The sequence below is a fragment of the Actinoallomurus acanthiterrae genome, from assembly GCF_054775715.1.
Genome location: NZ_BAAHCO010000001.1, coordinates 601,925 through 619,735 on the forward strand (window position 1 = coordinate 601,925; position 17,811 = coordinate 619,735).

Annotated in this window: 14 protein-coding genes and 3 pseudogenes; 7 read left to right on the forward strand and 10 right to left on the reverse strand. The window is 71.1% G+C overall.

Translation table 11 applies throughout. The features are described 5' to 3' along the window. Positions 1 to 117 precede the first annotated feature (117 nt). From ACYVF7_RS02965 to ACYVF7_RS02975, 3 genes are all read left to right on the forward strand, one after another. Positions 118 to 1,041: an ATP-binding cassette domain-containing protein gene (locus tag ACYVF7_RS02965; protein ID WP_460357764.1), complete on the forward strand. Its 924-nt coding sequence runs from the start codon at positions 118 to 120 to the stop codon at positions 1,039 to 1,041. Beyond that, positions 1,038 to 2,558, forward strand: coding sequence for an ABC transporter permease subunit (locus tag ACYVF7_RS02970; RefSeq protein ID WP_460334453.1), 1,521 nt, complete (start codon positions 1,038 to 1,040; stop codon positions 2,556 to 2,558). Before ACYVF7_RS02965 ends, ACYVF7_RS02970 begins: the two co-directional genes overlap by 4 nt. A 91-nt stretch (positions 2,559 to 2,649) precedes the next feature. After that, entirely contained in the window at positions 2,650 to 3,426 is a 777-nt protein-coding gene (locus ACYVF7_RS02975; RefSeq protein ID WP_460334456.1) for an ABC transporter permease, read from the forward strand. An 8-nt stretch (positions 3,427 to 3,434) separates the two neighbouring features. Here the strand turns inward: ACYVF7_RS02975 and ACYVF7_RS02980 are convergent, their stop codons facing one another. From ACYVF7_RS02980 to ACYVF7_RS02990, 3 genes are all read right to left on the reverse strand, one after another. Then, a complete protein-coding gene (locus tag ACYVF7_RS02980) occupies positions 3,435 to 3,881 on the reverse strand; it encodes a hypothetical protein (RefSeq protein ID WP_460334459.1) in 447 nt (148 codons plus the stop codon). Between the two features lie 110 nt (positions 3,882 to 3,991). Beyond that, entirely contained in the window at positions 3,992 to 4,696 is a 705-nt protein-coding gene (locus ACYVF7_RS02985; RefSeq protein ID WP_460357766.1) for a TetR/AcrR family transcriptional regulator, read from the reverse strand. After that, positions 4,693 to 4,947, reverse strand: a complete 255-nt coding sequence (locus tag ACYVF7_RS02990) for a GntR family transcriptional regulator (RefSeq protein ID WP_460334462.1) — start codon at positions 4,945 to 4,947, stop codon at positions 4,693 to 4,695. The genes ACYVF7_RS02985 and ACYVF7_RS02990 overlap by 4 nt, the downstream gene beginning before the upstream one ends. Positions 4,948 to 5,174: 227 nt before the next feature. Here ACYVF7_RS02990 and ACYVF7_RS02995 point away from each other — a divergent pair, with 227 nt between their 5' ends. The 3 genes from ACYVF7_RS02995 (at position 5,175) to ACYVF7_RS03005 (ending at position 9,211) form a co-directional block, all read left to right on the forward strand. After that, a complete protein-coding gene (locus ACYVF7_RS02995) occupies positions 5,175 to 6,059 on the forward strand; it encodes an alpha/beta fold hydrolase (protein ID WP_460334465.1) in 885 nt (294 codons plus the stop codon). Positions 6,060 to 6,061: 2 nt separating this feature from the next. Continuing rightward, positions 6,062 to 7,729, forward strand: a complete 1,668-nt coding sequence (locus ACYVF7_RS03000; RefSeq protein ID WP_460334469.1) for an MFS transporter — start codon at positions 6,062 to 6,064, stop codon at positions 7,727 to 7,729. Positions 7,730 to 7,855: 126 nt separating this feature from the next. Next, positions 7,856 to 9,211 (forward strand): glycoside hydrolase family 28 protein, encoded by a 1,356-nt coding sequence (locus ACYVF7_RS03005; protein ID WP_460357769.1) that lies wholly within the window; start codon positions 7,856 to 7,858, stop codon positions 9,209 to 9,211. 29 nt (positions 9,212 to 9,240) lie between these two features. Here the strand turns inward: ACYVF7_RS03005 and ACYVF7_RS03010 are convergent. From ACYVF7_RS03010 to ACYVF7_RS03020, 3 genes and pseudogenes are all read right to left on the reverse strand, one after another. Further along, positions 9,241 to 9,861 (reverse strand): annotated as a pseudogene (locus ACYVF7_RS03010) (aminoglycoside phosphotransferase family protein); the annotation flags it as partial. Positions 9,862 to 9,870: 9 nt separating this feature from the next. Then, on the reverse strand, positions 9,871 to 10,704 hold the full coding sequence (locus ACYVF7_RS03015) for a class I SAM-dependent methyltransferase (protein ID WP_460334472.1): 834 nt from the start codon (positions 10,702 to 10,704) through the stop codon (positions 9,871 to 9,873). A 34-nt stretch (positions 10,705 to 10,738) separates the two neighbouring features. Then, a pseudogene (locus ACYVF7_RS03020) lies at positions 10,739 to 12,786 on the reverse strand (serine hydrolase domain-containing protein). A gap of 28 nt (positions 12,787 to 12,814) precedes the next feature. Between ACYVF7_RS03020 and ACYVF7_RS03025 the strand changes: the two are divergent. Further along, positions 12,815 to 14,542, forward strand: a complete 1,728-nt coding sequence (locus ACYVF7_RS03025) for a sensor histidine kinase (RefSeq protein ID WP_460334475.1) — start codon at positions 12,815 to 12,817, stop codon at positions 14,540 to 14,542. Here ACYVF7_RS03025 and ACYVF7_RS03030 read toward each other — a convergent pair. The 4 genes and pseudogenes from ACYVF7_RS03030 to ACYVF7_RS03045 form a co-directional block, all read right to left on the reverse strand. Next, on the reverse strand, positions 14,462 to 15,067 hold the full coding sequence (locus ACYVF7_RS03030; protein WP_460334477.1) for a response regulator transcription factor: 606 nt from the start codon (positions 15,065 to 15,067) through the stop codon (positions 14,462 to 14,464). The genes ACYVF7_RS03025 and ACYVF7_RS03030 overlap by 81 nt on opposite strands. Before the next feature lie 33 nt (positions 15,068 to 15,100). Then, entirely contained in the window at positions 15,101 to 15,511 is a 411-nt protein-coding gene (locus ACYVF7_RS03035) for an SgcJ/EcaC family oxidoreductase (protein ID WP_460334480.1), read from the reverse strand. A gap of 78 nt (positions 15,512 to 15,589) precedes the next feature. After that, a pseudogene (locus ACYVF7_RS03040) lies at positions 15,590 to 16,540 on the reverse strand (sigma-70 family RNA polymerase sigma factor); the annotation flags it as partial. 75 nt (positions 16,541 to 16,615) lie between these two features. Further along, positions 16,616 to 17,659 carry an aldo/keto reductase gene (locus ACYVF7_RS03045; protein WP_460334482.1) on the reverse strand — a complete coding sequence of 348 codons (1,044 nt, stop codon included), beginning with the start codon at positions 17,657 to 17,659 and terminating at the stop codon, positions 16,616 to 16,618. Positions 17,660 to 17,811 lie beyond the last annotated feature (152 nt).

Consider the following 17,811-nt stretch of genomic DNA (forward strand, 5'->3'; position numbering starts at 1 on the left):
CGGTCGGCCCTAACAGCGGAATAACGGCGTCCGTTCGGCCCTGGTCACGGCGTTCGCTCCAGGATCGGCCCGGTTCCACAGCCGAGCGAAGAGGAGGGGACAGTGAACGGGGAAGCGATCATCGAGGTCAATGGCCTGCGCAAACGCTTCGGGTCGACCGTGGCGCTGGACGGGATGTCGTTCACCGTGCGGCCTGGACGGGTCACCGGGTTCGTCGGGCCCAACGGCGCCGGGAAGTCCACGACCATGCGGGTGATCCTCGGCCTGGACGCGGCCGACACGGGCACCGCGCTGGTCGGCGGCCGGCCGTACCGGAGCCTGCGCGATCCCCTGCGCCACGTCGGGGCGCTGCTGGACGCCGCCGCGCTCCAGCCGAGCCGTACCGCGCGGAGCCACCTGCTGTGGCTGGCCCACTCCCAGGGCATGGACGCCAGGCGGGTCGACGAGGTGATCGAGCAGGTCGGGCTGCGGTCCGTGGCGCGGCGCCGGGCCGGCGGCTTCTCGCTGGGCATGCGGCAGCGGCTGGGGATCGCCGCGGCGCTGCTCGGTGACCCGCCGGTGCTCATGCTCGACGAGCCGGTCAACGGCCTCGATCCCGAGGGGATCCGATGGATCCGCGGGTTCCTGCGGTCGCTGGCGGCGGAGGGCCGCGCCGTGCTGGTGTCCAGTCACCTGATGAGCGAGCTGCAGGACACCGCCGACCACCTCGTCGTGGTGGGCCGCGGCCGGGTCGTCGCGGACACCGGCGTCGCGGACCTGATCGCCACCGCGTCCCGTGGCCGCGTCACGGTGCGCACGCTGGAGCCGGACCGGGCGATGACGGCGCTGGCGCACTCCGGCGTCGCCGTGACCGTCACCGGCCGCGACACACTCGTCGTCTCCGGGCTGCCGGCGGAGCGGATCGTGGCGTTCCTCACCGCGAACGCGCTGCCGTTCTCCGAGGTCGCGGCCCACCGCGCGACCCTGGAAGAGGCGTACATGGAGCTCACCCGGGACGCGGTCGAGTTCCGCGCCGCCACGGCGCGGGAGGCGACCCGATGACCTTCGCAAGGTTGCTGCGCGCGGAGTGGACCAAGTTCCGTACGGTCCGCGGCTGGGTGATCGGCCTGGTGGTCGCGGCGCTGGTCACCGTGCTGCTCGGGCTCTTCTCCGCCTCGGGAAGCCACTCGTCGTGCGGCGGACCGACCGACGTCTGCCCCGCCGTGCCGATCGGGCCGGGCGGCGAGGCGGTGGACGACAAGTTCTACTTCGTCCACCGGTCGCTGCAGGGGGACGGCTCCATCACCGTTCGCCTGACCTCCCTGACCGGACAGGTCCGCCTCCCGGACGCCACGCCCGGCGTCCGGCAGGTCGCCTCCAAGGTCGAGCCGTGGGCGAAGGCCGGCGTGATGGTCAAGGACGGCACCCGGCTGGGGTCGGCGTACGCCGCGCTGATGGTCACCGGCGGACACGGCGTGCGGATGCAGTACGACTACACCCACGACGTCGCCGGCCGCTCAGGCGGCGTGTCGAAGACGTCCCCGCGCTGGCTGCGGCTGGTCCGCTCCGGCGACGACCTCACCGGCTACGAGTCGGCCGACGGCAGCCGGTGGTCGAAGGTGGGCACGGCACGTCTGGCCGGGCTGCCGGCCACCGTGCGGATCGGCCTGTTCGCGGCGTCCCCGGGCGACCTGACGGTGACGCAGGCGGATCTCGGCGGGGTCGTCGCGGCGTCGCGGTTCGCCCAGGCCACCGGGGTCTTCGACGAGGTGAGCCTGGGTGGCGGGACATCGGGCGGCGCGTGGAGCCACGACGACCTCGGAGCCACCAGGGAACCCGACGGGGCGATCCACCATCCGGGCGGTCTGGTGAGGTCCGGCGGCACCTTCACCGTGACCGGGGTCGGCGACATCGCCCCCCGCACGGACGGCATGACCGTCGAGAAGACACTCTCCGGACTGCCGGCGGGGCTCATCGTCGTGATCGTGGTGGCGGTGGTGTTCATCACCGCGGAGTACCGCCGGGGCCTGATCCGGACCACCCTGCTCGCCTCCCCGCGGCGGGGCCGGGTGCTGACGGCGAAGGCCCTCGTGCTCGCCGCGCTGACCTTCCTCGCCGGGCTGGCCGCCGCCGGCGTCACGATGCCGGTCGCCACGCACATCCTGCGCTCCAACGGGAACTACATCCTGCCGGTCGGCTCGCTCACCCAGCTGCGCGTCGTGGCCGGTACCGCCGCACTGGCCGCCGTCGTCGCCGTCCTCGCCCTCGCGCTCGGCACGGTGTTCCGGCGCAGCGCCCCGGCGATCACGATCACCCTCGTGCTGGTCATCCTGCCGCGCATCCTGGCGACCACGTCCGTCCTGCCGGTGGACGCGGCGCGCTGGCTGCTGCGCCTCACCCCGGCCGCCGGGTTCGCGATCCAGCAGAGCATCCCGGCGTACCCCCAGGTCACCGCCTCCTTCTCACCCCAGGGCGGCTACTACCCGCTGCCGCCATGGGCCGGTCTCGCCGTCTGCTGCGGATACGCCGTGCTCGCCCTCGGCCTGGCCGTCCTCCTGCTGCACCGGAGGGACGCATGAGTCAGCACAGCGCCCCCGATCGAGGAGGGCTCATGAGCGAGCGGAGCGTGAGCATGGCGGCTCGGGTCACTCCCCCGACGAAGGAGGGCTCGTGACGCGCGAACTCCACGCGGAGTGGACGAAACTGCGCACCGTGACGAGCACGGCCTGGCTGCTGCTCGGCGGGGTCGCGCTGACCGTCGCCATCAGCGCCGCGGTCACCGCGACCGTGTCCTGCCCGGCGACGGGCTGCCCGTACGACACCCCGAAGGTCGCCCTGACGGGGGTCCAGGCGGGCCAGGCGATCATCGCCATCCTGGCTGTCCTGACCATCACCGGCGAGTACGGCACCGGCATGATCCGGACCACCCTGGCCGCGATGCCGCGCCGCAACGCCGTCCTGGCCGCCAAGGCGACGATCCTCACCGGCCTGACACTGGCCGCGGGGACGGTGGCCGTGCTCGGGTCGCTGCTCACCGCACGGCTCATCCTGCCCGGCAACGGCTTCGTCCCCGCCCACGGTCAGGCGCTCTTGTCCCTGGCCGACGGGCCGACGCTGCGCGCGGCCGTCGGCTCGGTCCTCTACCTCGCGCTGATCGCCCTGCTCGGCCTCGGCGTCGCCACCGCCGTACGGGACTCGGCGACGGCCATCGGCGTCGTGTTCGGCCTGCTGTACATCCTCGCGGTCCTGCCGGTCATGACCTCGGACCCGGACTGGCAACGGTTCCTGTGGCGGATCTCGCCGATGGAGGCGGGCCTCGCCATCCAGTCGACCACCAACCTGTCGAGCCTGCCGCTCGGCCCGTGGGCGGGGCTGGGCGTGCTCGCCGCGTGGGCCGCCGGGGCGCTGCTCACCGGCGGCCTGCTGCTCCGAATGCGCGACGCGTGAGAGCGGCGTCAGAGCGCCTTGGCGTCCTTGACCTTCCCGTTGATCGTCAAGCTCTTGTGGAACAACTTATCGGCCTGCACCATGAAGCAGGTTCCCTTCTTCATGGTGCGCGGCTTTTCCTTAGCCGTCATCACGTAGTACTTGTTCTTCTTCATGTAATCCTTTAGGTACGTGTACCTCCAGTCGGTGAACGACACGTGGCGCTTGTCGCAGGTGACGAGGCGCAGCTTGAGCGAGTCCACGCCGCCGGTGTTCGTCAGCTTGATGTAGACCTTGCCCGTGCGAGTGATCTTGAAGCGTCCCTTGGTCAGGGCCTTACTGAAATTCTTCGTGTGCAGGGACCATTTGGCCTCCGACGCCTTCGCGGTGACGGACGCGTCGGCGGTCGCGGCGGGCAGTGCGATGGCGGCGGCCGCCATTCCGGTTAGCAAGGCGAGGGAAAAGAGCTTGCGCATGTGGACTTCCTTCTAGGGAAATTTCCGAAGCGGACATTGCCGGTCTTGTTGCCATTGACCGAGCGCAACCATACGCCATCGTATGGTTGCTCACAAGAAGGCTTCACTGTTTACGTTCGGGCTTGATCCCCTACGAAGGTGGCGAAACCGTCGAGATGGCGGGCAAGGCTGTACTCGAACAGTCCGTCCAAGTCCGAGGCTGTTTCCTGTTCGATCGTGGCCAGCAGTGGAAAGCGTCCGCTGCCGAGGAGTTCGTTGGCCCGCTTTCGCTGTTCCAGCCACCATTGGTCGAGCGGCACACCGGTCTCCTGCTCCGCTTCGGTCTCGTCCGCCATGGGCAGGGCAACGGTGATGACCAGTGCGTGCAGCGTGAGGGCCTCGCGAAGCCGCGTCGTCATGGGCAGCCCGAGCCCGTCGAGTGCGCGAAGGGTCCATTCGGTGTGCGCCATCATGTTGGGCACCAGCAACGGGCGAGTGAACGAGACGGCCCTGGGCAGCCAGAGGTGCCGTCGGCACAGCTCCCACTGTCGGCGGGAGATCAGTTCGAGCTTGGCCCGCCACCCTTCTGGTCCCGGGACGGGTAGCTCGGGTTCGCCGAAGACTTCGTCGGTCATCTGCGTCACCAGTTCGTCCTTGTTCGCCACGTGGCGGTAGAGCGACATCGGACCGACCTCGAGCTCGGCCGCGAGCCGTCGCATGGACACGGCGTCGAGTCCCTCGACGTCGGCGATCGCGATGGCGGTGCGGAGGACCTGCCTCCGGTTCAGCGCCTGTTTGGGGACCCCGGCCGGCCGCGGTCTCGGCGACGTCGTCAGGCCGGCTGCCTGGGGCGCGTGCGGGCGCTGACCACTGTGCCGGAACCGACCTTGGCTTCAACGAGCCCGTCGTCGCGGAGAGCCGCCATCACTTTGGTCGCGGTCGCGATCGCGACGCCCCATCGCTGGGCGATCTGCCGGATGGAGGGCATCCGGTCGCCGGGCCGCAGGTCGCCGGACAGGATCTGCGCGCGGATCTCCGCGACGATCCGCCGGTAGGGCGGATCCGGTCGCGGCGTTGACGACGGCATGGGAGCCCCCGATCCATCGGTGAGGTCGTTCGCTTGGCGAAAGTGTACTAGTTCAATTACATCAGTACTAGTTCACTTTGTTGGCTTTGACGTGGGGAAATAGTTCATATCTTTAACGACATGGATACCATGTACGCATAGTGGCTATACGCCGTACGCATCAGCGCGGTGGCCGTGAACGCAGACCAGCGCCACCCGCTCAGGCATAAGGGGAGACAACGATGACGATGAACCACGAAGCAGAGGCCGCCGCTGACGATCGCCGACCGCCGACCCTGGTGTTCGTCCACGGCACCAACTCCTCGTCGTTCTTCTGCTCGGCGCTGATCAGCGAACTCACCCTGCGCGGGCACCGGGCCGTGGCCGTCGACCTTCCGGGACACGGCGCTGAAGGGTTCTTCCCCCGGGCGTACCAGGCTCCGCAGGACCTCGAGGCGCTGGCGACCGAGCCGTCGCCGCTCGCCAAGGTCACCATCGACGACTATGTGGAGCGCGTCGTGGACGTGGTGCGTCGCGCTCGTCGGCACGGGCCGGTGATCCTCGCCGGCGCGAGCCAGGGCGGCGTCACGGTGAGCAGGGTCGGCAACGCCATCCCCGACCTGCTCGAGCGGGTCGTCTACATGGCGGCGTACTGCTGCGTGGACCTGCCGAACCTGGCCGCCTATCTGGGAACGCCGGAGAACAGCGAGAGCCTGCTTCCCCGGGTGATGGCGGCGATGGCCGCCGATCCGGCGAACCTGGGCGTGAGCCGGATCAACTGGCGATCGGCCGACCCGGCGGTGGTCGACGGTATCAAGCAGTGCCTGGCCGGTGACTTCACCGACGAGGGGGTGAGGCGGCTGCTCAACATGCTCGAGCCGGACGAGCCCGCCGGCATTCCCATGGCCGAAGCCCGGGGCGAAGCGCGGACCTGGGGCCGGATTCCCCGGACGTATGTGCGCTTCACCCTCGACCGCCTGATTCCGCCGGCGCTGCAGGACCGGTTCATCAGCGAGGCCGACCGTCTCACTCCGGACAACCCGACCGACGTACGAAGCGTCGCGGCACCCCACGTCGGCCCGTTCGAACGACCTGAACTGGTGGAGATCTTTTCCGAACTCGCCGCCCGCTGAACATGACCGCGACCGATGAGCCGCGTGCCGGGACCGCCGTCCCGGAGGTGTACCGGTGGCGGTGGGTGGCGTTGTTCGTGCTGCTGGCCGCCGAGGTCATGGACATGCTCGACGCCGTGATCACGAGTATCGCGGCACCGTCCATCCGGGCCGATCTGGGTGGTAGCGCCACCATGGTGCAGTGGCTGGGGGCCGCCTACACCCTGGCGATGGCGGTCGGCCTGCTCACCGGAGGGCGCTTGGGCGATGTCGCCGGGCGTAAGCGGATGTTCCTGGTCGGCGCGTTCGGTTTCACGGCCGGCTCGCTGTTGTGCGCGCTGGCGTGGTCGCCGGAGACGCTGATCGCCTTTCGCGGAGTGCAGGGCCTGTTCGGGGCGGTCATGATCCCGCAGGGTCTGGGCGTGATCAAGGAGATGTTCTCCGGAGAGGAGATGTCCAAGGCGTTCGGGATGTTCGGCCCGGCCATGGGGTTGTCCACCGTCGGCGGGCCGATCCTCGCCGGCTGGTTGATCGACGCGGATTACTTCGGCACCGGCTGGCGCATGATCTTTCTCGTCAACCTGCCGTTCGGGCTCCTGGCCGTCCTGGGTGGTCTGCGGTTCCTGCCCGAGTCGAGGTCCACGCGTCCGCCCAGGCTGGACCTGGTCGGTGTGGTCTTCGCGGGGGTGGCCTCGCTGCTCTTGGTCTTTCCCCTGGTGCAGGGCCGCGAGCTCGGCTGGCCGGTGTGGACGTTCTCGATGATGGCCGGGGGTGCCGTCGTCTTCGGTCTCTTCGGCTGGTACGAGAGCCGTCGGCAGCGTGCGGGCGCCGACCCGCTCGTCGTGCCGGGCCTGTTCCGCAAGCGGGGTTTCAGGGGCGGGCTGATCGTGGGGGTCGTGTTCTTCGCCGGGATGGCCGGGTTCTCCCTTGTCTTCAGCCTGTTCTTGCAGGTGGGTCTGGGATATTCGCCGCTGCGGGCGGGGCTGTCCACGGTGCCCTGGTCGGTCGGTGTGATCGTCGGGTTCGGCGTCGCTCAGGCCGTGCGGCGGTTCGGACGCCGGGTCATTCACGGCGGCACGCTGTTGATGGCCCTCGGCGCCGGGGGGATCGTCCTCACTCTGCACCTGGCCGGCACCGGCGTCGGCCCCTGGCAGTTCGCTCCCGCGCTGATCGTCACCGGCACCGGAACAGGTCTGTTGATGGCGCCCTTCTTCGAGACGGTGCTCGCGGGGGTCGAACGGCATGAGACCGGTTCGGCGTCCGGCGCGCTGACCTCCGTCCAGCAACTCGGTAGTTCTCTAGGTGTGGCGGTGCTGGGCACGATCTTCTTCGGTGTCCTCGGTGGGCAGGTCGCCGCCGCCACGGACACCGTGGCGCCGAAGGCGTTCGCCGGGGCCGGGGTCTCCGGTCCGCAGCGGGATCGGCTCGTCGCGGGCCTGCGCGCGTGCGGTCACGACCGGGCGGTGGCCAAGGACGAGCAGGCGGTCCCGGCGTCGTGCCTGCGGGCGGAGGGGCCGGTGCGGGCGGCCGGGGTTCCGGTTCAGCGGGCCGCCGCCGAGGCCGGCCGCGATGCGCTGAAGGGCGGGTTCGTGGGGGCCATGAAGGTCACGCTGTGGGTGGAGATCGGCCTGCTGGCCCTGACCTTCCTCGCGGTGTTCCTGCTGCCGAGGCACGCCCGCCCACGGGAGTGAGCCCCAGGGAGTGCCTCGGGATGCGCCGTTGACGGAGGCCCGCTCGCATGTCACCTTCTGTAGGAAAACCTTTTCCCATTTCGTGAGGTGGCGATGACCGGTCCCGGGAGACGAGACGTGCTCAGGATGGGCGCGCTGATGGCGGGCGGGCTGCCGATGCTCGCCGGCCCCCGCCCCGCGGCCGCGGCGAATGTCGCCGCGCGGCCGCCGCGGTTCCGCGACGCCTGGTTTCCGGTCACCGACTTCGGTGCCGTGGGCGACGGCACGACCGACTGCACGCGGGCGATCGACGCGGCGATCCAGGCCTGCCACACGGCGGGCGGCGGTCACGTCCTGGTGCCCGCGGGCCGGTGGGCGACCGGCGCCATCCACCTGCTCAGCCGCGTCGACCTGCACGTCGACCGGGACGCGACCCTGCTGTTCAGCACCGACCCGGCCGCGTACCTGCCGGTCGTGCTGACGCGCTGGCAGGGCGTCGAGGCGTACAACTACTCGCCGCTGATCTACGCCAACGGGCAGCGGGACATCGCCGTGACGGGCCAGGGCGTCCTCGACGCCCAGGGCGACAACGGACACTGGTGGTTCTGGGTCGGCTCCGGGCAGTACGGCTGGAAGCCCGGCATGCCGAACCAGCGGGCGGACTGGACGGCCCTGGAACGCATGGGCGTGGAAGGAACCCCGGTCGACCAGCGGGTCTTCGGGGCGGGCCACTATCTCCGGCCGAGCTTCATCCAGCCGTACGCCTGCCGGAACGTCCTGATCGAGGGCGTCACCCTGCGCCACTCTCCCATGTGGAACATCCATCCCGTGCTGTGCCGGAACGTCACGGTGCGCGACGTCTCGGTGGAGAGTCTCGGGCCGAACGGCGACGGCTGCGATCCCGACTCGTGCCAGGACGTGGTGATCCAGCGCACGAGGTTCGCCACCCACGACGACTGCATCGCCATCAAGTCGGGGCGGGACGAGGACGGCCGGCGGGTCGGGGTGCCGTCGAAGAACATCCTCATCGAGGACTGCGTCTTCACCAGCGGCGGCGGCGCGGTGGCGATCGGCAGCGAGATGAGCGGCGGCGTGTCGGACGTGGTCGCCCGGCGGCTCCACCTCCCGTACGACGCGTCGCTCGACGAGGCCAGCGTCGCCTGGATCCTGTCGGTCAAGTCCACCTCGACGCGCGGCGGGTACATCCGGGACGTCCGGGTCACCGACGTCTCGTGCCCCGCGTGGACGTACGTGCCGTTCGAGGTGACCTACACCTACATGGGCGGCGCCGGCGGCGAGCTGTACCCGGACGTGTCGGGCATCACCGTACGGAACTGGTCGGTCGGCGGCCCGTGCGACTACGCCTACCGGATCCGCGGCGCGCAGACCGCCCCCGTGCGCGACGTGCGCCTGACGAATCTCACGTTCGAGCACGCCGCGCACGAGCCGGTCGTCGAGAACGCCGACGTCATGACCCGGCACGTGACCGTCCGAGGGACCTGACGCGTCCGCCCACGGGCCCATGCGAGGTCTCACCGACGGCGCAGCAGGGCCATGGCGATGGCGACCTGGGCGGGTTCCAGCGTCGCCTTGCCGTCTTCGATGTCCCACAGGGCGTTCTGCAGCACGCGGCCGAGGGTCCAGCCGGTCGCTCGTTTCCGGTCCAGACCGAGGACCTCGGTCAGCAGGTCGAAGCGCCGGAGCGCCGTGCGAACCACGTCACCGGTGGCCTCCCCCTCCAGTGCCGGCAGCAACTCGAATCCAGGGTCGCCTGCCAGCGGTTCGGGATCGATCGCCAGCCAGGGTTCCCGCTCTCCGGCGAGAACGTTGTCGTAGTGCAGATCCCAGTGCAGCAGGCGGTCGCCGGGTTCACCGACCAGCTCGGCCACGGCGGACGCGCAGGTGCGCACCAGCCGCTGTTCGGCAGGGGCGTGCAGTGCCGGCACCGCCTGCGGGACCTGGTCGAGCATCGCGGCGGCGATGTCGGACAGCCGCCGCAGATCCTTCGGGGCGGGCACCGAGGTCAGGCGTGCCATCAGTTCGGCCAGGATCCGTACGGCCGTGGTGTCGTCGGCGATCGAGGACAGGGGCCGGGCGGCGTCCAGCCGCTCGAGCAACTGCGTGGCGCTGTTCTCGTCATGGTCGAGCAGGCGCCGTCTCCTTCAGAACCGGTAGCGGAGGACCCGGCCGCTGTCCCGGCCGCCGGGGAGGCGTGCCCCCAGCCGCAGGCCAAGCCGGGCCGCGGTCGGGAGCTCGTCCACGTCGGGCTGGTCGACGACGTACAGGTCGTCAACGTACTCGAGCCCCGCATGCGAGTCTTCCAGCGCGCGCGGGTCGTCGATGCCCCAGTGCCAGCTCCGCGCGACCTCGCGCAACCTGCCCCCCATCCACCAGAACCGGCGGCTCCAGCGGACGAGCCTGGTGCTGAAGCAGTCGAACAGCAACTGCCCGCCGTCGAACCGCTCGCAGATCCGCTGGATCAGCCGTCTGCCCTCCTCCTCGTGCAGGTACATGGTCAGCCCCTCGAACACGGCCACGGTCGGGCGGTCGGCAGGTATCTCCTCCAGCCACCCCTCGTCGGTGACCGAGGTGCCGAGCATCCGGTAGTCCCCGCCGGGATGGGGCAGCAGCCGGCGGCGCAGGTCGACGACGTCGGGGTAATCGACGTCCAGCCAGCGCACCGACGACGAGGGGACCAGCCGGTGTACCCGGGTGTCCAGGCCGCAGGCCAGGTGCAGCACGGTGGCCTGCGGGTGGTCGGCCAGGAACTCGGCGGTCCAGCGGTCCAGTTGCCGTGCGCGCAGCGCCAGCATGGCCGCGTCCCACGGTGCCTGCGTACCGGTCTTGCGCCAGTCGTAGTCGATGCGCCCGACCGCCTCGTCGGCGGTGCGGTCACCCAGGATGGAGTGCGGGGCACGGCTGTCCAGCGCCCTGGCGTACAGGGTGGCGAGCATCGTCTTCTGGACAGGGGTGAGCTCGATCTTTTCGCGGTCCATGACGCCTCGTTTCGAGGATGGGGGGACAGAGGTACTAGCCGAACGGCAGGGCGACGAGGTTGTAGGTGAGCGCGACCTTCAGGAACGCCACTCCGGCCAGGCCGATCGCCGTGTACGCGAGCCGTCCGCTCCAGCCCCACCAGCCCGTCCACCAGGCGATGGCCGTGCCCACGAGAACGCCGGCGGCCGGAACGAACGTCGCGGCCATGACGACCGGCAGGACGGTCAGCGACGGCGATCCCAGCATGATCTTCTCCTGGAGAGCGTCGCCGTCGGTCATCAGCGACGCGAACCCCGCCAGGAACGCCGTGGCGAGCGCGCCGGTGACCCAGGCGGTCAGCCAGGCGGCGCGGGACGCGCGGGAGCGGACGGGGCGCCGGCGCAGACGCCGTACGAGCGCGGCCACCGGGACGCCCAGGAAGCACAGCACCAGCGCCACGGCGCCCGCCCCGAACATCGGCAGGTAGAGCGCCGGGGAGTCGGCCCACTCCAGCTTCTCGTACGCCTCCGCGGGCGTCGCCGACGCGGACAGGATGCCCTTGCCGTCGAAGGCGATCAGGTCCTGGCCGCCGCGCTCCCGGAACAGGCCGGGCCCGGCCCGCACCCAGTGCTGTGTCGCCTTGGCCGGGTCGGGGGTCAGCCCGCTGGTCGTGAGGGCCCCGGCGCCGTCGGCCCGTACGGTCACCGGCGCGACGAGGGTGGAGACCTTGGTCAGGGCGTGGTGGCTGGTGCGGACCGACCGGTACGTCCCGGCGTACCGCGACGCGTCGCCGGCCGGGGCGTTCTGCGGCACGGTCGTGCTGCCGGGGAGGTACCGGTCGATGAGGCGGTTGATGATGCTCAGGCCGTCCCAGCCGGCGACCGCGTCCGTGCCGTCGCCGTTGAAGGCGACGTAGATGCCGATGCCCTCGTCGGGCAGCAGTGCCATCTGATCGTGGAAGCCCGGCACGTCGCCGTCCTTGAACAGGACCCGCCGGCCGTCGCGCGGGCGCTCCTCGAACTGGTAGCCCATGCCGGGGATCCGCGGGTCCTGCGCGAAGTGACGCTGCTGCATCCGCCGGGCGACGTCCCGGCCGAGCCGGGAGTCGTTCGCCAGCTGGGCGAGCATGAACCGGCTCATGTCGGCGGGGGTCGAGACCGGCCCCGCGCCGGTCGGCGACCACGGTCCGTACTGGCCCTTCTCGGCGGCGTACCCGGAGCCGGCCGGTAGCCGCGGGCCAGGGTGGCGTCGATCGCGGCCGGGTGCGGCTGGGCGAACGTCGTCGCGCTCATTCCCAAAGACTCCAGGACGTGCTCGTCGACGTACCGCGCGAACGGCTCTCCGGACGCGACCTCGACGAGGTACCCGGCCAGGGCCGCTCCGTAGTTGTCGTAGGCCACGACGGTGCCCGGCGGGCGCACTCTCGCCGGCTGCCGCTTCGCCAGGCTTTTGCCGAGGGGCTCGACGTCGGCCGGGTTAGCCCGGGCGGCGCCGACGATGTCGTCGTCGAAGCCCGCCGTGTGGGTGAGGAGGTTCTCCAGGGTGACGGGCCGGCCCGGGTAGGTGTCGCGGATCTTGAAGTCGGTGAGGTACCGGTTGACGTCGGTGTGCAGGTCGAGCCGTCCCTGGTCGACCAGTTGCAGGGCGGCGGTGGCGGTGAACAGCTTGGCCATCGAGCCCATGAAGAAGCCGGTGTGCTCGGGGTCCACGGGCCTGCGCGCACCGACGTCGGCGACGCCGTACCCCCGGGCGAAGACCTGTCGTCCTCCGGCCACCACCACGACCGCCGCTCCGGGGATCCGGTCCTTGGCCAGCAGACCGGGCACGATCCCGTCCACCGTCGCGCCGACGTCGCGCAGCGTGGGCGCCCGCTCGCCGGAGCGGCCCGTCGCAGCCTCTGCGGGCGCCGCGGCCCCGGCGACCAGCGCGCCGGTGAACAGCAGTGCGACGATCTTCTTGAACATTCGCATGGAGGCGAGTGCGAGGACGGCGGCACAGACGGTGCCGAGTGCGACGGGCGTTCTGGTCATGACGTCGACGATCCCTGGGCGGGGGCGGACGTCACCAGTGCCGGGCACACCGGCCCGACATGTAGAACGCATGATCCGGACAGGTAACTAAAATCACGACGTGGCGATCATCCTCGTGGTCCTCGTCGGCCTGGCCGTCGACCCGTGGCTGATCCACCCGAGCGTTCCGGCGATCCTGATGCTCGGCCTGCAGATTCTTCACTGCCTGCCGGAGACGAAGCGGCTCCGTGGCCGGTGGACCCTCGTCGCCCAGGCCGTGCTGTTCCCCTGGACCGGGCCGCCGGGCTTCCTCGCCGCCTCCGTGCTGCTGATCGTCAGGGGCCGGATCCGCTGGGCGCTGTTCGCCGGCGTCGTGGCCGCCGCCGGGCTGATGAACCTCGGCGACGTCTACGCCTGCGCCAACGCCATGGGCAACGCCCTGGCGATCGGGGTCACCGTCTACGGCCTCACGAGGCTCAGCGACCTACGAGCCGAACTCCGCGCCGCCCGCGGCGAACTGGCCGCCGAGTCGGTCGCGGGCGAACGCGAGCGGTTCTCCCACGACCTGGACGCCGCACTCGGGTCGGCACTCTCGGAGATCGTCGGCCTCGCCGCGCAGGGGCGGACCCAGGAGATCCTGAGCCTGGCCCGGGAGACCGCGGTGCGCGTCCGGACCACACCCGCCGCCCCCACCGAGCCGCCGCCCACCGACCTGACGCCCAGGCTCGCGCTGCCGATCGTCGTCGCCGCACACCTGGAGTACCTGGCCGTCGGCGCGATCGCGGTGTGGGGCGAGTCTCCGCCCGCACCCCTCCTGGCCGCCGCTCTGGGCGGCCTCGTCGTCATCATCGCGCTGTCCGTCTACCACTGCCTGCCGCGCCCTCCCGGCGTACGGCCCCGCCACGCCCGCTGGACGCTGCCCGTCCAGACCGCGCTCGCCTGCCTGCCGCTCCTGACCCCGGGCGCTCCCGAGCCCAGGATGGTCGGCTTCGCCGCGGGCTCGATTCTGATCATCATCGGCGGACGTCTGGCATGGCCGCTGTTCGGGGCCGTCGTCCTGAGCGTCCCCGTCGTCCTGCTCGCCCGTTCCGTCCCCCTGGGGGAGGCCGTGTCCCTGACCGTCGACACGGTGACCATCGCGTTGATCTTCTACGGGCTGGCCCTGCTCACCGGGCTCGTCCACGAGGTGCGGGAGGCGCGCCTGGCACTCGCCGCGATGGCCCTGGCCCGCGAGCGGCGGCGCATCGCCCGGGACGTGCACGACCTGCTCGGGTACGGTCTGTCCGCCATCATCGTCAAGGCCGAGCTGGCCGAGCGGGACCCCGACCGGGGCGAACGCGAGCTGGCCGACATCGCACTGACCGCTCGCCGGGCCCTGGGCGACCTGCGCGCGATCCCGGGGGACGATCCGCGAATGTCCCTCCGGGCGGAGCTCGCCTCGGCGCGCGACGTACTCACCGCCGCCGGGATCACCGTACGCGTCGGCGCGTCCCCCGACGGCCTACCGGAACCGGTCGACGCGCTCCTGGCGACCGTGCTGCGCGAGGCCGTCACCAACGTCCTTCGGCACAGCCACGCTCGTACCTGCTCCGTGGAGGTGTCCGTCGCCGACGGCACGGCCCGCCTCCGCGTCACCAACGACGGCGTGCCCGAGGCCACTGCGGACCCGAGCGGGCAAGGCGTCGGCAACCTCACCGAACGCGTGACGGCCATGGGCGGCTTGCTCACGGCCGGCCCGCGCTCGGGGGAGGAGTACGAGCTCCTGGTCCTACAGCCAGTCGGCCTCGGTGGCGATGCGGACCGCGTCGATGCGGTTGCGGGCGTCCAGCTTGGTGACGATCGCCCCTAGGTAGTTGCGCACGGTGCCCTTCGTCAGGTGGAGCCGTGCGGCGATCTCTGAGAGCTCGGCGCCCTCCGCGGCCAGCCGCAGCAGCTCCACCTCTCGCGCCGTCAGCGGGTTCGGCCGGGCCTTGATCGCCGCGGCGGCCAGCGGCGGGTCGATCACGAACTCTCCGGCGGCCACCCGGCGGATCGCCTCCGCCAGCTCGGCGGGCGGCGAGTCCTTCACCATGAACCCCCGGACCTGGGCGGTCATGGCCCGGCGCAGGATCTCCGGGCGGCCGAGCGCCGTGAGGATCAGCGCGCGGCAGTCCGGCAGCCGGTCGGCGAGCGCCGTGGCCGCCGCGAGCCCGTCGACACCCGGCATGTCGACGTCCAGGACCGCGACGTCCGGCCGGTGCTCGAGCGCGGCCGGGAGCACGGCGTCACCCCTGGACACCTCGGCGACCACCTCGATGTCGGGCTCCAGATCAAGCAGCGCGACCAGGGCACCCCGGATGAGATGCATGTCCTCCGCCAGGAGTACCCGGATCACGCCACAGCCTCCGATAAGTCCGTCAATAAAGGGTCACTGCCCAGGCGCCAGCACAGGGCTGTTGTGATAGGCGGCGATCAGCCACTGGCCGTCCCGCTTCTCGAAGACCCAGGTCGCGTTCACCTTGCCCGCGTCCGGGACCTCGGTGTCCCCGGCGAACAGGATGCCGGATTCGCTGACGACGATCGCGGCGTCCCTGCCGACGAAGCGGAGGCTGAGCTGCTTGTTGTAGGTCGAGCTGCCCTTGAGCGGCCCCTCGAAGGCCAGGGCCATGCTGTCGCGGATCACGTCACGGCTGTCGCGGAGCGAGCCGGTCATGATGGCGGTCGCGTCCGCGGTGTAGTCGGCGACCATGCCGTCGGCGTCGCCGGCGTCCCACGCCTTGTAGGAGTCGACCAGTACGGCCTGGATGGCGGCCGCATCTTCCGCACGACTGTCTGACATTGAATTCTCTCCTTGTGACCGGCTCGCCCGAGGAATTCCGGCGAACTCGTCAGTACATACCGGCGAGGTCGGCCGGACTCATCGCGGGTCGGGTGACTCCTTGGAAGAAATCCGTCGAGGCACGTCGAAGAGCTCGAGGACCGCCGGATCGGTGAAGACCACGTTGCGGGCGATCCGCCCCTCGACGACCGTGAGGACCTGGATCGAGTGCAGAACGTGTCCGCCGTCGGGCTCAAGGGTGTAGGCGGCGAGGGTCGGCTGGCCGTTGGCCGTGAGGGTACGGATGAGCCAGCCCGTTCCGCGCATGTCGAACACCCGCTCCATGAACAGGCCGTAGTCGCGGCTGCCGACGAACCAGAGCGGGACCGGCGGCATCTCCATGACCGCGTCGTCGGCGAGCAGCCTGAGCAGGCCGGGGACGTCGGCGGCCTCGAAGGCCCGCACATACCGGTCGACCACCGAGCGGACCTGCGCGTCGTCCGGCTCGGTGACGCCCTCGGCGTCCTGCGCGCCCAGTTCGGCGAGCGCCGCGCGGGCCCGCTGCAGGGTGCTGTTGACCGCCGGTACGGTCGTCTCCAGCTGGGCCGCGACCTCGGCGGCGCTGAACTCCAGGACCTCGCGGAGCACCAGGACGGCCCGCTGCCTGGGCGGCAGGAACTGCATCGCCGCCACCAGCGCCAGCCGCAGGTCGGCGCGGGCGGCCACGTCGAGCCGGGTGTCGGGGAACGGCTGCAGCCAGGGGATGTCGAGCGCGGGAGTCAGCGGGGCCTGCGGATCGTCGCTCGGTGCGCCCAGGCCGGACGGCAGCGGGCGGCGGGCCCGGCCGTCCAGGGCGGTGAGGCAGACGTTGGTGGCGATCCGGTAGAGCCAGGTCCGCAGCGAGGCCCGGGTGTCGTCGTACCGCTCCCTGGCCTTCCAGGCGCGCAGCATCGTTTCCTGGACGGCGTCCTCGGCCTCGTGGAAGGAACCGAGCATGCGGTAGCAGTAGGCCACCAACTCGCCCCGGTAGGGCTCAAGCTCCATGGACTCATCATGCCTGTGACATCTCCGGCTGAGCCATCCCTCGCGGGGATGGACCCCGACGAAGGGATACGGCTGCGCTGGTCAGGGGCGCTCCGGGCCGGTGCCGGCACCCGACGCGGTGATCGCGGCGGCGATCTCGGCTAGGTCCGACGGCGTCAGCTCGACGGAGCCCGCGCCGATCCAGCCGTCGACCTGGGCAGGCCTGCGGGCGCCGACGATCGCGCCGGTGACGCCGGGCCAGGACAGCGCCCAGGCGATGGCGACCTCCGCGACCGTCGTTCCGTGCCGTTCGGCGATGGGCCGCAGCGCGTCCGCGACCTGGAGGTTGGCGGTCAGGCCGGTGGTGAAGTCGGGGTGGGCGGCGCGCCAGTCGTCCGCGGGCAGGTTCGCCACGCGCTCGGCGGAGAACGCGCCGGTGAGCAGCCCGGACTGGAGCGGGGAGTAGGCGATCACACCGGTGCCGTGGTCGGCCGCCCAGGCGATCTCGGCCGCGGCGGACCGGTTGATCGCCGAGAACGGCGGCTGGACGGCGTCGACGTGGGCGATCCGCTCGGCGGCCTCGAGCTGCTCGACCGAGTGGTTGGACAGCCCGATGGCCCGGACCTTGCCCTCGGCCTTCAGGTCGCCCATCACCTGCCAGTACTCCTCGAGCGGTGTGGCGTCGGGGGAGACGGCGCCGCTGCCGTCGCCCGCGACCTCGATCGACGTGCCGGTGTCCGGCCAGTGCACCTGGTACAGGTCGATGTGGTCGACGTTCAGCCGCCGTAGCGAGTCCTCGACCTCGCGGCGTACGTGCTTCATGGTCCGGCGGGGTGCCGCCTCCGGGTCGTCCGGGTCCCAGACCAGCCCGGCCTTGGTGAAGATGTACGGCCGGTCGGCGTCGGGCAGGTCCGCGACGGCCTTGCCGACCAGTTCCTCCGAGTGGCCGAGGCCGTAGACGGCGGCGGTGTCGATCCAGTTGACGCCCGAGGTGATCGCGTGGCGGATCGCAGTGATCGACTCGGCGTCGTCGGTGGCGCCCCAGCCGAAGCGCCAGCCGGAACCCGCGACCGCCCACGAGCCGAACCCGACGCGGGTGATGTCCATGCCGGTCGTGCCGAGGGCGTGGGTGGGAAGGTGACCCATGGTGACGTGCTCCCTGAGGGTGTCCGGGCGGTCGCCCGGCGGCCGGAACCTTTCCGGCACGCACCACTGTCGTCGCGGGACCCCGGGCCACCCAGTGCTCTCCGCAACCTGGGTCCGGCAGAACCACGCTCACGCGCTGGACCGCTCCACAT